The organism is Shinella sp. Sh6 (genome assembly GCF_055392685.1).
Window position 1 is genome coordinate 590,113 of the sequence record NZ_AP044005.1, and the last position, 14,590, is coordinate 604,702.

A 14,590-nucleotide genomic window follows, 5' to 3' on the forward strand; every position below is an offset into this window, starting at 1 on the left:
GCGCTTTGGCGCGCGTGCCGCTTTGTGCTGAATGATTTGGCATGTGGGGGAAACATGGCGCCAAACGCATCTGCAACCGTCGATATGCGTCTCGAACGCTGGGCCTGCGGCAAGGCCGAGGAAATCATGCTGCGCGAGGGCTTCCGCCTGATCCGCTCCGCCCGCAGCGGCACCCAATCCGAAATCCGCGAGACGAGCCTGCTGATGGCCCGCGCCATCGCCGCCTCGCTGCTCGAGGCCTCGTCCGCCCACCATACGCCGGCGGAGTAGGGCACGCCGCCCAATAGAAAGAGGCCCGCCTTGCGGCAGGCCCCTGTCTTGTCACCTGGCGTTCTTCTCCAGCCATTCCTTCATCATGGCGATCTCGCCCTCCTGCGCGGTGACGATGTCCTCCGCCAGCTTGCGGATGGCCGGGTCCTTGCCGTGTTCGAGCTCGACCTTGGCCATGTCGATGGCGCCCTGGTGGTGGGCGATCATGCCGCGGACGAAATCCACGTCGGCATTGCCGGTGAACTCGATCTCCATGCCTTCGTGCATCTTGGCATTCGCGGCGAGAAAAGCCTTGGTCGAGGCACTCTGGTTGCCCGCGGAGGTTCCCATCTCCATGCCCTGATGGGCGGTGTTGCCGGCGTCTTCGGCAGCGGCGGGAAGGGCGAAGGCGAGCGCGAGGGCTGCGCCGAGAAGCATGTTCTTTGCATTCATTGTCGTTTCCAGTTCTGAAAATGCGGGTTGTCGGCCGGGCGCGGGGCGCCCGGATGGTCACGCGCTTTTCAGGACCGGGGAGGGGGATCGAGTGGGAAGGGGCCGAGGCCCGCAAGCCGCGGCGTTGCCGCCGGGACGCGGCTCGAAATGTCGAGGCGGCGGTAAAGCGGCGCCGGCCGCTCGGCCTCGATGGCGAAACAGGCCGAGCACGCGACCGGATGGGCGGCCGCCTTGCCCTTGTGCCCGGTCTCCGCGCCGTCGTCGCCGGCCATCGGGTGCATCGCATGCATGCCGGCCTGCGGGGCGGCATGGAGCGTCGCCGCGACCACCGGCACCCAGCCGGAGATCATGGCGCCCAGGATGGCGAGGACGAAGAGGACCTGTCTCATGCAGGCAGAGATAAGGGCTGCCTTCGCAAAAGAAAAGGACCGCTCAGTTCACCATGCCGTGACGGCCGGACGCGGTTTCGAGACAGAGGCGGGCGATGGCGAAGGTGCCGAAAAGCACGCCGCCCGCCACGCCCTCCAGGTCCGACCGGCCGAAGCAGAAGACGGGGCGGTAGAGCCCGGGGCCGGGGCGGATCGCGGTGGCGAAGCTGAAGGTGGTGGAAACGGTCGACGCCTCCTCCAGCGCCAGCAGCACCTTCTGCCAGTCGGCCGGCTCGTAGAACTGGATGAGGTCCATGATGCCGCAGCGCGTGCCGGAAAGATCGTGCAGGGCCGAGATGCACGAGCCCCGTCGCAAGCTCCGCCCGCCATTCCTCGCAGACGAAGGCCGTCTCCAGCTCGCCGGCGTCGATGCCGATGAGATCGGCCACGGAGGCGGGGCGCGGGGAGAGCATGATCGGTTTCGATGCCATTCGATCGGTCCGGAAGGTGGCCGCGCCCGGGGACCCGGCGCGATTTGCCGCCGCCCGCTGGGCAAAACGCCTTGCCAAACGGACGGGATGGACGTTTACCTTTTCTCAAGGGTAACCGACATCGCCCGCCGCCGGAAGCGGGGCAACTGGTCGTTTACTCGACTGGACGGCGCGTTTTCCAAAAATTCCCCGAAGGGTTGAATGCCCGATTTCGTCCTCCATACCGGCCACGACCTGGTCGACCAGTTGCAGGCCTATCGCCGCAAGACGGGGCTGACGCAGGACGATATCGCCTGGAAGCTCGGCTTCTCCGCCACCACCGTCTCGCGCTGGGAGCGCGGCATCGCCGTGCCGGACCTTCGGGCGACCGGCGCCATCGTCGATTTCCTGCGCCGGGCCGATGCGCAGACCGAGCGGCGCCTGCTCGCCTCGATCCTCGCCTCGCGGGAAAGCCGCAATCTCTGGGAGGGCCGCGACATCCGCTACCTCGGCGGCTCGCAGCAGGAATACCGCGAGAGCCCGCAAATGCGCGCCGTGGTCGGGACCAGCATCCGCCGCTATCTCACCGGCCATTACCGCGCCTGCGTCGAGGACCGGGCGCTGGTCGCAAGCCTTTGTGCCCGCGAGATCGCCGGCATCGAGATCTATGGCGGCCCGGCGCTCTCGGTGACGTCCATCCCGGAGGGCTACGTGCAGCTGAAGCGCCTTTCCTTCCAGTCGGAGATGCGCGGCATCATCCGGGGCGACACCCATTCGACCCTCATTCCGAAGGCGCAGGCGCCCACCGCGTCTGCCGTCATCGTGCATAGCTGGGATACGCTCTCGCGCCGTCCGTAACCGGCGGGCTTTTGCGCCCTTGCCGCTGCCCGCCCAATCCGCTAGGGAAACCGGCAACGGAAATACGGAATTTCGGGTATCCCGATGAGCGAAAAGCAGAAAAAACCGCAGAAGCTGAAAGCCCGCCTGCCGCGCGGCTTCGTCGACCGGGACGCCGCGGATATCCGCGCCGTCAACGAGATGACCGCGAAGATCCGCGCGGTCTACGAGCATTACGGCTTCGATCCGGTGGAAACGCCGCTCTTCGAATATACCGACGCGCTCGGCAAGTTCCTGCCCGATGCCGACCGGCCGAACGAGGGCGTCTTCTCGCTGCAGGACGACGACGACCAGTGGATGTCGCTCCGCTACGACCTGACGGCGCCGCTCGCCCGCCATGTCGCGGAGAACTTCAACGAGATCCAGCTTCCCTACCGCACCTATCGCGCCGGCTATGTCTTCCGCAACGAGAAGCCGGGCCCGGGCCGCTTCCGCCAGTTCATGCAGTTCGACGCCGATACGGTCGGCGCGGCGGGCGTGCAGGCGGATGCCGAGATGTGCATGATGATGGCCGACACGATGGAAGCCCTCGGCATCGCCCGCGGCGACTACGTCATCCGCGTCAACAACCGCAAGGTCCTCGACGGCGTGCTGGAGGCGATCGGCCTCGGCGGCGACGACAAGGCAGGCGCCCGCCTCACCGTGCTGCGCGCCATCGACAAGCTCGACAAGTTCGGCCCCGAGGGTGTCAGGCTCCTGCTCGGCGCAGGCCGCAAGGACGAATCCGGCGACTTCACCAAGGGCGCGGGCCTCAATGAAGAGCAGATCGGCAAGGTGCTCTTCTTCGTCGGCATCAGGGATTATTTCGAGAGCGCCGCCGACCTCGCCAAACTGGTCGAAGGCACGGCGAGGGGCGGCGAGGGCGTCGACGAGCTGAATCAGATCGGCCATCTCGTCACGTCGGCCGGCTACGGGCCGGACCGCATCAAGATCGACCCCTCCGTCGTACGCGGCCTCGAATATTACACCGGCCCCGTCTTCGAGGCCGAGCTGCAGTTCGCCGTCACCAACGAGAAGGGCGAGAAGGTCGTCTTCGGCTCGGTCGGCGGCGGCGGGCGCTATGACGGGCTCGTCTCGCGCTTCATGGGCCAGCCGGTGCCGGCCACGGGCTTTTCCATCGGCGTCTCGCGCCTGATGACGGCGCTGAAGAACCTCGGCAAGCTCGGGCAGGAGGAGGTCGTCGCCCCCGTGCTCGTCACCGTCATGGACGGCGATATCGAGAGCATGGGCCGCTACCAGCGCTTCACGCAGGAGCTGCGCGCCGCCGGCATCCGCGCCGAGATGTACCAGGGCAACTGGAAGAAATTCGGCAACCAGCTCAAATACGCCGACCGCCGCGGCGCCCCCGTCGCCATCATCCAGGGCGGCGACGAGCGGGCCGAAGGCCTCGTGCAGATCAAGGACCTCATCGAGGGCAAGCGCCTTTCCGGCGAGATCGAGGACAACACCACCTGGCGCGAAGCCCGCGTGGCACAGGTCTCCGTGCCGGAGGCCGAGCTCGTGGCGAAAGTGCGCGAGATCCTCGACGCGCAGGCCGAAGACCGGGCGCGGGCTGGCTGACGGCAATGATGATCGCTTTGCCGGAACACCCCCCTCTGCCCTGCCGGGCATCTCCCCCACAAGGGGGGAGATCGGCAGGAAGCGAGAACCGCGCTTGGCGCGCGGCGTTGGAGACGGGCGAGACAGCGCGGCAATTCGATCTCCCCCCTTGTGGGGGAGATGCCCGGCAGGGCAGAGGGGGGTACTTCACGCCATGCCCCTGAGCAACCTCCCCGCCTTCGCCCCCGACCTTGCCGCCGATCTCGAACGCCTCGGCACCGAGCGCGTCGATACGCCGGTCATCCAGCCGGCCGAGCCCTTCCTCGACATGGCGGGCGAGGACCTTCGCCGGCGCATCTTCCTGACGGAGAGCGAGACGGGCAAGAGCCTGTGCCTGCGCCCGGAATTCACCATTCCCGTCTGCCTGCGCCATATCGAGACGGCGATGGGCACACCGCGGCGTTATGCCTATCTCGGCGAGGTCTTCCGCCAGCGCCGCGAGGGCGCCAACGAATTCTACCAGGCCGGCATCGAGGATCTGGGCGAGACCGACGTCGCCCGCGCCGATGCGCGCGCCGTGCGCGATGCCATGACCGTGCTGGAGAACCGCCTGCCGGGCGTGACGCTCTCCGTCGTCCTCGGCGACCAGTCGGTCTTCGAGGCGGTGGTGGCGGCCTGCGGCCTGCCGGCCGGCTGGCAGAAGCGGCTGGTCCACGCCTTCGGCAACCAGGCGCAGCTCCAGAGGCTGATGGCCGACCTTTCCAGCCCCGCGCCCGCCGGCGTCTTCGGCCCGGAGGTCGAGCGTCTCGCCATCCTCGGCAAGCTCGACGACGAGGCGGCGCTGATCGCCCATATCGACGAGACGATGGAAGCGACCGGCTACTCCACCAATGCCAGCCGCAGCCCGGCCGACATCGCCCGGCGCCTGCGCGAGAAGATGGAGCTCGCCAACACACGGCTCGACGCCCGCACGCTGGCGCTGCTCAGGGAATTCCTCGCGCTGGAACTCTCCCTTGCCGAGGCCCCCGCCGCGCTCGCCGCCTTCGCGGACAAGGCCGGCCTTGCGCTCGGCGAGGCGCTTGCCCGCTTCGGCCGGCGCGTTACGGCGCTGCGCGAAGCCGGCGCCGATCCGGCGCGCATCGCCTACCGCGCCGCCTTCGGCCGCCCGCTCGACTACTATACCGGCCTCGTCTTCGAGATCGCGCCGGCCGGATCGGCGCTGGTGCTGGCCGGCGGCGGGCGCTACGACCGGCTCCTGACGCTGCTGGGCGCGAGGGAGCGTATCCCGGCGGTCGGCTTCTCGCTCTGGCTCGACCGTATCCAGAGCCTGACGGAGGCCGCGGCATGACGATCACCATCGGCCTTCCCTCCAAGGGGCGCATGAAGGAAGACAGTTCCGCCGTGCTCGCCCGCGCCGGCTTCACCGTCACGGCGGTCGGCAACGACCGCTCCTATCGCGGCCGCGTCGAGGGGCGCGACGACATCGAGATCGCCTTCCTCTCCGCCTCGGAAATCTCCCGCGAGATCGCCGCCGGCACCGTCGATTTCGGCGTGACGGGCGAGGACCTCGTGCGCGAGGGGCTGGCGGAGGCCGACGCCCGCGTCGAGTTCTGCGCCCGCCTCGGCTTCGGCCATGCGGACGTCGTCGTCGCCGTGCCGGAAATCTGGCTCGACGTCGACACCATGGCCGACCTCGGCGACGTCGCCGCCGATTTCCGCGCGCGCCACGGCCGCAGGCTGACCATCGCCACGAAATACTGGCGGCTGACGCAGCAGTTCTTCTCCGGCAACCACGGCATCCAGCTCTACCGCATCGTCGAAAGCCTCGGGGCTACGGAAGGCGCGCCGGCCTCGGGCTCCGCCGATATCATCGTCGACATCACCTCGACCGGCTCGACCCTCGTCGCCAACCACCTGAAAATCCTCGCCGACGGCGTGATCCTCAAATCCGAAGCCTGCCTCGTGCGCGCCCGCAAGCCGGAGCATGAGGGGGGTGCGGTGGTGGCGGAGATTGTCGAGCGGGTGCGCGGGGTGGTTTGAGGAGTCAGTACCGCGTGGCACCCCCCTCTGCCCTGCCGGGCATCTCCCCCACAAGGGGGGAGATTGGATGGGGCCTGGTTTCGCCCATCTCTAACGCTGCACTTTGAGCAAGATTTTTGCGACTTGCCCATCTCCCCCCCTTGTGGGGGAGATGGCCGGCAGGCCAGAGGGGGGTGTCCCAACCTCCGCCGCAAATTTCTCCATCCCCACCCTGACATCCCCCACCGACCTGTCCTATCTATGGGCTCCCACCAAGGAGTCGCCCATGACCGATCTGTCGTCCTTCCCCGTCACCAAGAAATGGCCCGCGAAAAACCCCGATATCATCCAGCTCTATTCGCTGCCGACGCCGAACGGCGTGAAGGTGTCGATCGCACTGGAGGAGCTTGGCCTTGCCTATGAGGCGCACCGCATCGAGTTCGGCGCCGAGGGCGTGAAGTCGCCGGAATTCGTCTCGCTCAACCCGAACGGCCGCATTCCCGCGCTCATCGATCCGAACGGGCCGGACGGCAAGCCGATCGGCCTCTTCGAATCGGGCGCGATCCTCGTCTACCTCGCGGAGAAGACGGGCAAGTTGCTGCCGGCCGATGCGGCGGGCCACTACGAGACGCTGTGCTGGGTGATGTTCCAGATGGGCGGCATCGGGCCGATGTTCGGCCAGTTCGGCCATTTCTTCAAATATGCCGCCGACAAGGTCGCCAACAATTCCTACCCCATGGAGCGCTACCGGGACGAATCGAAGCGCCTGCTTTCCGTGCTGGAAGAGCGCCTGAAGACCCGTAAGTGGCTGATGGGCGACGACTACACCATCGCCGATATCGCGACCTTCCCCTGGGTGCGCGGCGCGGACGTCTTCTACGGCGGGCGCGAGGCGCTCGATTATGCGTCCTTCCCGGCCGTCATGGCCTGGCTGGAGCGCTGCCTTGCCCGCCCGGCCTCCGCAAAGGGCCTGGAGATTCCGGCATAGGGCTGACGCAAACGAAGAAACCGGCGGCGCGGCGGCCCGTTGACGCCGCCCGCCGCGGCACGCTACCTCTTGGGCAGGACGATAGAGGGATGGAGCCATCGTGACGGGAAGACTGGTTGTTGCGGGCGGCGGCCAGGCCGCGTTTGCCCTCGTTGCCAAATTGCGCGCGCTGAAGGACGAGCGGCCGATCACCATCATCGCCGCCGAAGCCTCCCATCCCTACCAGCGCCCGCCGCTTTCCAAGAAATACCTGCTCGGCGAGGCCGACCTTTCCCGCCTGATGTTCCGCCCGGAAAACTGGTATGCGGAAAACGGCGTCGAGATCCGCCTTGCCACCGAGGTGACCTCCATCGACCGGGCGCAAAAGCGCGTGGCGCTCAGCGACGGCTTGACGCTCGACTATGAGTTCCTGGCGCTCGCCACCGGCGCGACGCCGCGCCGCCTGCCGGCCGGGATCGGCGGCGACCTCGACGGCGTCTTCACCGTGCGCGACTACCGCGACGCCGACCGGCTCGGCCTCGAAATGCAGGAGGGCCGGCGCGCGCTGGTCGTCGGCGGCGGCTATATCGGGCTGGAGGCGGCGGCGGTCGCGCGGGGGCGGGGGCTGCATGTCACGGTCATCGAGATGGCCGACCGCATCCTCGCGCGCGTCGCCTCCCCCGCCACCGCCACCATCCTCAAGGCGATCCACACCGCGCGCGGCGTCGACGTGCGCGAGAAGACCGGCCTCGTGCGCCTTCTCGGCGAGAACGGCCGCGTCACCGGCGCGGAACTGACGGACAGCTTCGTGCTGCCCGTCGACGTGGTGATCGCCGGCATCGGCGTGGCGGCCAACGACGGGCTCGCCCGCGAGGCGGGGCTGGAGGTGGCGAACGGCATCGTCGTCGACGCATATGCCCGCACCTCCGATCCTTCGATCTTCGCCATGGGCGACTGCGCGGTCCTGCCCTTCGAGGGCAGCCGCGTGCGGCTCGAATCCGTGCAGAACGCGGTGGATCAGGCCGAGGCCGCCGCCGCCGTCATCGCCGGGGGCGATGCGCCCTATGAGCCCAAGCCCTGGTTCTGGTCCGACCAGTACGACGTCAAGCTGCAGATCGCCGGCTTCTGCATGGGCTTCGACGACACGTTCGTGCGCCCCGGCCAGCGCGAGGGCAGCGTCTCCGTCTGGTATTTCCGCGACGGGCGGCTGATCGCGGTCGATGCGATCAACGACGCGAAGGCCTATGTCGTCGGCAAGAAGCTGATCGAGATGGGCCGCACGCCCGAGCGCGCGCTTCTCGAAGACCCGGCCACGGACCTCAAGGCGCTGACGCTTTGAGGTTGCGCCGCGCGGCCCCGACAGGGGCACCCGGTTGCATTATTTTGATATTCGTTAAGTATGATATGTCCTCGGACCTGCGCCAACTGGGCGATGCTTTCCCGGTTCACGCATTCTTTAGTGTTCTCGGGCTGATTGGGGCCATCCTGATCCCGCCCGGTGGCCGCTCATGTTTCGTATCCTCACCTGCATCGCCGTCGAGCACGACCTTCGCCTGGTCCTGCTTGCCGCGCTCATCTGCTTCCTGTCCAGCTATGTGGCGGTGACGCTGGCGCAACGGGCGGCGATATCGGAGGGGATGGCGCGCGCGCTCTGGCTGGGCGCGGCGGGCACGTCGAGCGGCTTCGGCATATGGGCGACGCACTTCATCGCCATGGTGGCCTATGATGCGGGCGTCGTCGTGGGCTACGACATGAAGCTGACGCTGGTTTCGCTGGCCGTCGCCATCGTCGTCACGAGCATCGGCCTTGCCATCGCCACCTACCGTTCCGGCCGCGGCGCGCTGGTCGCCGGCGGTATCGTGCTCGGCGCGGGCATCAGCTCCATGCACTATATCGGCATGTCGGCGGTGGAGCTTCCCGGCGCCATCCGCTGGGCGCCCGGCTATGTGGCCCTGTCGCTCGTCTTCGCCGGCGTCTTCGGCGCGCTCTCGCTCATCGCCTGCATGCGCCCGCAGCCGCGTGCGCGCGACCGGGCCCTTGCCACCGCGCTGATGGCGGTCGGCGTCGTGTCGCTCCATTTCACGGGAATGACGGCGGTGACGATCGAGCCCGGCCTGATGCCGGTCAGCGACGACACGCTGATCTCCACCGGCCTGATGGTGCCGCTGATCGCCGTCGTCGCCTTCTCGCTGCTCTTCACCGGCCTCACGGCGGCGATCTTCGCCCGGCAGGCCGAGCTTGCGGCCAGCGAAAGCACGCGCCAGTTCGCCATGCTGGTGCAGGGCGTCAAGGACTACGCCATCTACATGCTCGATCCGCAGGGGCGCGTGGCCAACTGGAACGAGGGTGCCGAGCGCGCCAAGGGCTACAAGGCGCACGAGATCGTCGGCGTGCATTTCTCGCGGTTCTACAGTGCGCCGGACCGGGCCGCCGGCCTGCCCGAGCGGGCGCTTGAGGCCGCCCGGCAGGAGGGCAAGTTCGAGAGCGAGGGCTGGCGCTACCGCAAGGACGGTTCGCGCTTCTGGGCCAATGTCGTCCTCAATGCGATCCACGATGCGTCCGGCGTGCTGATCGGCTATGCCAAGATCACCAAGGACGTCACGGCGGAGAAGCTCAACGCCGACCGGCTGGCCGAAGTCACCAAGAACCTCGATCTCGCGCTGGAGAACATGTCGCAGGGCCTCTGCCTCTTCGACAAGGACGAGCGCCTGCTGCTCGCCAACAAGCGCTACAGCGAGATCTTCGGCTTTTCCGAAGGCAGCGTGCGGCCGGGCATGACCCTGCGCGAGATCGTCGACAGGGGCGTGGCCGACATCTATGCCGATCCGGAGGTCCGCCCGGCCATCGCGCGCGATGCCTATATCCGCCGCCGCGCGGCCATCCAGGGCGACAATGGCGGGGCGACCGTGGACAAGCTGCCGAACGGCGTCTCGGTCCAGTTGCGCTACCGCATGCTGCCGGACGGCGCCTGGGTCGCGACCTACGAGGACATTTCCGAGCGCCTGCGCTCGGAGGAGCAGATCTCCTTCCTCGCCCGCCACGACGGCCTGACGGGCCTGCCGAACCGGGCGAACTTCAACGGCCGCCTGGAAGCGGAGCTCGACAATGCCCGCCGCTCGGGCAGCAAGGTCGCGGCCATCGGCATCGACCTCGACAAGTTCAAGGAAATCAACGACACGCGCGGCCATGCCGCCGGCGACGAGGTGCTCGTCACGCTGTCGCGCCGCATGCAGGCCTGCCTGCAGGCCGACGAGACCGTCGCCCGCTTCGGCGGCGACGAGTTCGCGGCCGCAAAGCGCTTCGAAGACATGTCGGACCTTACCGATTTCATCCAGCGCATCGAGGCCTGCCTCAACGAGGAGATCCGCATCGACGGCTACGACATCAAGCCGGGCGCCAGCATCGGCGTCGCCATCTATCCGCAGGACGCCGACGAAATCGAGGCGCTGCTGAACAATGCCGACCTTGCCATGTACCGGGCGAAGGACGCGCTGACCGAGACGGTGTGCTTCTACGAGGTCTCGATGGACGAGGCCGCGCGCAGCCGCCGCCTCATCGCCAACGACCTCTGGCAGGCGGTCGACCGCAAGGAGCTGCAACTGCACTACCAGGTGCAGAAGGCGGTCCATTCCGGCGAGACGATCGGCTACGAGGTGCTGCTGCGCTGGCACCATCCTTCGCGCGGCACGATCCCGCCGAGCGAGTTCATCCCGATCGCCGAGGAATGCGGCGCCATCCTGCCGATCGGCGAATGGGTGCTGCGGGAAGCGTGCCGCGAGGCCGCGACCTGGGGCAACGAGCAGAAGATCGCCGTCAACCTGTCGCCGGTGCAACTTGCCAATGCCGACGTCGCCGACCTCGTGCACCGCGTCCTCCTCGAGACGGGGCTCAGCCCGCGCCGCCTGGAGCTGGAGATCACCGAATCGACCATCATCGGCGACAAGGAGCGGGCGCTCGCCACGCTCCGCCGCATCAAGGCCTTCGGCGTCACCATCGCCATCGACGATTTCGGCACCGGCTATTCGTCGCTGGAAACCCTGCGTGCCTTCCCCTTCGACAAGATCAAGCTCGACCGCTCCTTCATGAGCGAGGTGGAGGCGAGCCCCGAGGCGAAGGCCATCATCCGCGCCATCCTGGCGCTCGGCCATACGCTGCGCGTGCCGGTTCTGGCCGAGGGCGTGGAGACCCGCAGCCAACTCGACATCCTGCTCGACGAGGGCTGCGACGAGGCGCAGGGCTATTTCCTCGGCCGGCCCGTTCCCGTGGGGCATATCCGGCCCGCAATGGAGAAGACGGCGGCGGCTTGAGACCGGAAATGAGGCGGGTGGCGTTCACCCCCTCTGCTACTGCCGCTTGAAGCGCCGGCCCACGAGGTCGATCTGGAAGCGGGGGAAGATGAAGACGCCGATGATCGTGCCGGCGTATTTCTCCTCAAGCCCCGTGGATTCGCCCACGCAGAACACCGGCTGGCGCGGGGCGCCGTCGAGGTGGATCGTCGTGGAGAAGCAGAAGGACGAGGAGGAGGCCGCGGCCTGCTCGAAAAGCTCCAGCACGCGCGCGCGGTCGGCCGGCTCGTAGCAGCGGATCAGGTTGAGCAGCCCGCAGGGGCGCTGCGGCAGGCCGTGCGCCAGCGCTGCCTTTTCGCCGAGCGTGAAGAGCCCGCTGGAGAGATCGCCGGCCCAACGCTCCGTCACGCAGTATTGCGTCAGCAGTTCGTTGTCCGTCTCGTCGAATTCCATCGAACCCGGAAGGAAGGGCGAGGAGAGATCGGTCTTGATTATCTTGAACACCTACGACCCCAGCAGTTGCTCGAATTCAGCCGGCACGCCCGCCCGAAGCGGGCGCGACATGGTAAAAATCAGCGCCGGCTGACTCCCCGAAGCCTGCCGAACCATGCCTTCATGTATTGAACTGCGTCCGGCTCCGTCTCGTGCATCGGATCGAACGTACGCATGAAAACCGCGGCGGATTTCCCATTCGAATCTGCCGGCGGGATATGAGACTTGAGGAATCCCGGAAACGGACCGGCTATACGCCGAAAACCAGTACCTGAACCCCTTGGTGAATCTTAAAGTTCACTTGGGGCGTCTTTATAGTTGGTTTTTTGATGCCAGCAACGGGTTTTTGATAATAATTATTCAAATGGAAAAATTCTTTCTCCGGAAACGATACAGTCGTTCCAAGCAGAAAAGGGCGGCCCGAAGACCGCCCTTTCCGAACTGAACCGGATGGCTCAGATGTGATGGCTTGCGCCTATCACATCATGTCCATGCCGCCAGTTCAGCGCGCTTGACGCGCTGAACCAACTTTAGTGCATGGGCGAAGCTTGATGGTCACGCTGCGATAGGCTTGCGCCTATCACATCATGTCCATGCCGCCCATGCCGCCCATGCCGCCCGGCATTGCCGGAGCGTCCTTCTTCGGCAGCTCGGCGATCATGGCTTCCGTCGTGATCAGCAGCGAGGCAACCGAAGCGGCGTTCTGCAGGGCCGTGCGGACAACCTTGACCGGATCGACGATGCCGAGGGCGATCAGGTCGCCGTATTCGCCGGTCTGGGCGTTGTAGCCGTAGTTGTCTTCGTTCTTGTCGAGGATCTTGCCGACCACGATGGAGGCTTCATCACCTGCGTTGTCCGCGATCTGGCGAACCAGCGACTGCAGCGCCTTGCGGACGATGTTGATGCCGGCTTCCTGGTCGTCGTTCTCGCCCTTGGCGGAGATCTTCGTGGAGGAACGCAGCAGGGCAACGCCGCCGCCCGGTACGATGCCTTCCTGAACGGCAGCGCGCGTCGCGTTGAGGGCGTCGTCGATGCGGTCCTTCTTTTCCTTCACTTCGACTTCCGTCGAGCCGCCGACGCGGATGACGGCAACGCCGCCGGCGAGCTTGGCAAGGCGTTCCTGCAGCTTCTCGCGGTCGTAGTCGGAGGTGGTTTCCTCGATCTGGGCCTTGATCTGCGCGACGCGGCCTTCGATTTCGGCCTTCTGGCCGGCACCGTCGACGATCGTCGTGTTTTCCTTGGAGATCGAGACCTTCTTGGCGCGGCCGAGCATTTCGAGCGTGACGCTCTCGAGCTTGATGCCGAGGTCTTCGGAGATGACCGTGCCGCCCGTCAGGATGGCGATGTCTTCGAGCATGGCCTTGCGGCGGTCGCCGAAGCCCGGAGCCTTGACGGCAGCGATCTTGAGGCCGCCACGCAGCTTGTTGACGACGAGCGTGGCGAGGGCTTCGCCTTCGACGTCTTCAGCGACGATGACCAGCGGCTTGCCGGTCTGGACGACGGCTTCGAGAACCGGGAGCATGGCCTGGAGGTTCGAGAGCTTCTTCTCGTGCAGGAGAATGTAGGCGTCTTCGAGGTCGGCGACCATCTTTTCCGGGTTGGTCACGAAGTAGGGCGACAGGTAGCCGCGGTCGAACTGCATGCCTTCGACGACTTCGAGTTCGGTTTCGGCGGTCTTGGCTTCTTCAACCGTGATGACGCCTTCGTTGCCGACCTTCTGCATGGCTTCGGCAATGTCGAGGCCGATCTGGCGCTCGCCGTTGGCCGAGATCGTGCCGACCTGCGCGACTTCTTCCGAAGTGTTGATCTTCTTGGCCTTGGCCTGGAGATCCTTGACGACTTCGGCGACGGCGAGGTCGATGCCGCGCTTCAGGTCCATCGGGTTCATGCCGGCGGCAACGGCCTTGGCGCCTTCGCGAACGATGGCCTGGGCAAGGACGGTTGCAGTCGTGGTGCCGTCGCCGGCGATGTCGTTGGTCTTGGAAGCGACTTCACGGACGAGCTGGGCGCCCATGTTCTCGAACTTGTCTTCCAGTTCGATTTCCTTGGCGACGGAAACGCCGTCCTTGGTGATGCGCGGAGCGCCGAAGGACTTGTCGATGACGACGTTGCGGCCCTTCGGGCCGAGGGTTACCTTGACGGCGTCTGCGAGGACGTCGACGCCACGCAGCATCTTTTCGCGCGCGCTGCGGCCGAACTTTACTTCTTTGGCTGCCATTGTGAGAACTCCTGAAGAGGTGTCAGCAAAATTGGGAAGGGATGACCGGCGATCAGCCGATGATGCCCATGATGTCGGCTTCCTTCATGATCAGAAGGTCTTCGCCGTCGAGCTTGACTTCGGTGCCCGACCACTTGCCGAACAGGACGCGGTCGCCGACCTTGACGTCGAGAGCGACGACCTTGCCGCTTTCGTCACGGGCGCCGGAGCCGATGGCGACGATTTCGCCTTCCTGCGGCTTTTCCTTGGCGGTGTCGGGGATGATGATGCCACCCTTGGTCTTGGCTTCGGACTCGACGCGACGAACGACGACGCGGTCGTGAAGCGGGCGGAAGTTGGTGCTTGCCATTGTCTTTTCCCTCGATCAAATGACATTGCGGATCGCGAGCGGATCCGTTGGATTGGTGTTAGCACTCATCTATCGCGAGTGCTAGCGGAACCGAGATAGGCGGCAGGGCCCTTCGAGTCAAGAACGGCGCCTCGAAATTATTTCGGCCGGAATGGTTACCGCCGTCCTCGTCCGCCTGGCGGCAGATGGGGGCACCTTCACAGCCCATCAAGGCAGTCCCGTGAATTTTCGGCCGTTTTCCGGCGGGCGGCGCAAAAATGCGGGAAGAGGCTTGTTTTCTTGG

14 protein-coding genes are annotated in these 14,590 nt (G+C 66.3%); 8 read left to right on the forward strand and 6 right to left on the reverse strand.

Translation table 11 applies throughout. The features are described 5' to 3' along the window. The first annotated feature begins 54 nt into the window (after positions 1 to 54). Entirely contained in the window at positions 55 to 270 is a 216-nt protein-coding gene (locus ACZ5TO_RS02765) for a hypothetical protein (RefSeq protein WP_184146483.1), read from the forward strand. Positions 271 to 321: 51 nt separating this feature from the next. On the opposite strand, the gene copM is transcribed toward ACZ5TO_RS02765, so the two are convergent. The 3 genes from copM to ACZ5TO_RS02780 all read right to left on the reverse strand — a co-directional run bounded on the left by copM (position 322) and on the right by ACZ5TO_RS02780 (position 1,446). Continuing rightward, complete coding sequence (gene copM / locus ACZ5TO_RS02770; RefSeq protein ID WP_464799454.1) at positions 322 to 702, reverse strand: CopM family metallochaperone; 381 nt, start codon at positions 700 to 702, stop codon at positions 322 to 324. A 68-nt stretch (positions 703 to 770) separates the two neighbouring features. Further along, the gene (locus tag ACZ5TO_RS02775; protein WP_464799455.1) at positions 771 to 1,091 is read right to left on the reverse strand and encodes a hypothetical protein; all 321 of its coding nucleotides are present in this window, start codon (positions 1,089 to 1,091) and stop codon (positions 771 to 773) included. Positions 1,092 to 1,134: 43 nt separating this feature from the next. Then, positions 1,135 to 1,446, reverse strand: coding sequence for a hypothetical protein (locus ACZ5TO_RS02780; RefSeq protein WP_464799456.1), 312 nt, complete (start codon positions 1,444 to 1,446; stop codon positions 1,135 to 1,137). Between the two features lie 316 nt (positions 1,447 to 1,762). On the opposite strand from ACZ5TO_RS02780, the gene ACZ5TO_RS02785 reads away from it, so the two are divergent. The 7 genes from ACZ5TO_RS02785 to ACZ5TO_RS02815 all read left to right on the forward strand — a co-directional run bounded on the left by ACZ5TO_RS02785 (position 1,763) and on the right by ACZ5TO_RS02815 (position 11,269). Beyond that, positions 1,763 to 2,398 carry a helix-turn-helix domain-containing protein gene (locus ACZ5TO_RS02785; protein ID WP_464799457.1) on the forward strand — a complete coding sequence of 212 codons (636 nt, stop codon included), beginning with the start codon at positions 1,763 to 1,765 and terminating at the stop codon, positions 2,396 to 2,398. 84 nt (positions 2,399 to 2,482) lie between these two features. After that, positions 2,483 to 3,997 carry a histidine--tRNA ligase gene (gene hisS / locus ACZ5TO_RS02790; protein ID WP_464799458.1) on the forward strand — a complete coding sequence of 505 codons (1,515 nt, stop codon included), beginning with the start codon at positions 2,483 to 2,485 and terminating at the stop codon, positions 3,995 to 3,997. A 193-nt stretch (positions 3,998 to 4,190) separates the two neighbouring features. Then, entirely contained in the window at positions 4,191 to 5,324 is a 1,134-nt protein-coding gene (locus tag ACZ5TO_RS02795) for an ATP phosphoribosyltransferase regulatory subunit (protein ID WP_464799459.1), read from the forward strand. Continuing rightward, positions 5,321 to 6,016 carry an ATP phosphoribosyltransferase gene (gene hisG / locus ACZ5TO_RS02800; protein WP_464799460.1) on the forward strand — a complete coding sequence of 232 codons (696 nt, stop codon included), beginning with the start codon at positions 5,321 to 5,323 and terminating at the stop codon, positions 6,014 to 6,016. The genes ACZ5TO_RS02795 and hisG overlap by 4 nt, the downstream gene beginning before the upstream one ends. A gap of 265 nt (positions 6,017 to 6,281) precedes the next feature. Further along, positions 6,282 to 6,983, forward strand: coding sequence for a glutathione binding-like protein (locus ACZ5TO_RS02805; protein WP_464799461.1), 702 nt, complete (start codon positions 6,282 to 6,284; stop codon positions 6,981 to 6,983). Positions 6,984 to 7,083: 100 nt separating this feature from the next. After that, entirely contained in the window at positions 7,084 to 8,301 is a 1,218-nt protein-coding gene (locus ACZ5TO_RS02810; RefSeq protein ID WP_464799462.1) for an NAD(P)/FAD-dependent oxidoreductase, read from the forward strand. Positions 8,302 to 8,470: 169 nt separating this feature from the next. After that, the gene (locus ACZ5TO_RS02815) at positions 8,471 to 11,269 is read left to right on the forward strand and encodes a bifunctional diguanylate cyclase/phosphodiesterase (protein WP_464799463.1); all 2,799 of its coding nucleotides are present in this window, start codon (positions 8,471 to 8,473) and stop codon (positions 11,267 to 11,269) included. A gap of 36 nt (positions 11,270 to 11,305) precedes the next feature. Here the strand turns inward: ACZ5TO_RS02815 and ACZ5TO_RS02820 are convergent, their stop codons facing one another. The 3 genes from ACZ5TO_RS02820 to groES all read right to left on the reverse strand — a co-directional run bounded on the left by ACZ5TO_RS02820 (position 11,306) and on the right by groES (position 14,307). Beyond that, on the reverse strand, positions 11,306 to 11,752 hold the full coding sequence (locus ACZ5TO_RS02820) for a hypothetical protein (protein WP_184146503.1): 447 nt from the start codon (positions 11,750 to 11,752) through the stop codon (positions 11,306 to 11,308). 568 nt (positions 11,753 to 12,320) lie between these two features. Next, a complete protein-coding gene (gene groL, locus ACZ5TO_RS02825) occupies positions 12,321 to 13,958 on the reverse strand; it encodes a chaperonin GroEL (protein WP_464799464.1) in 1,638 nt (545 codons plus the stop codon). 52 nt (positions 13,959 to 14,010) lie between these two features. After that, positions 14,011 to 14,307 carry a co-chaperone GroES gene (gene groES / locus ACZ5TO_RS02830; RefSeq protein WP_464799465.1) on the reverse strand — a complete coding sequence of 99 codons (297 nt, stop codon included), beginning with the start codon at positions 14,305 to 14,307 and terminating at the stop codon, positions 14,011 to 14,013. Positions 14,308 to 14,590: the final 283 nt, after the last annotated feature.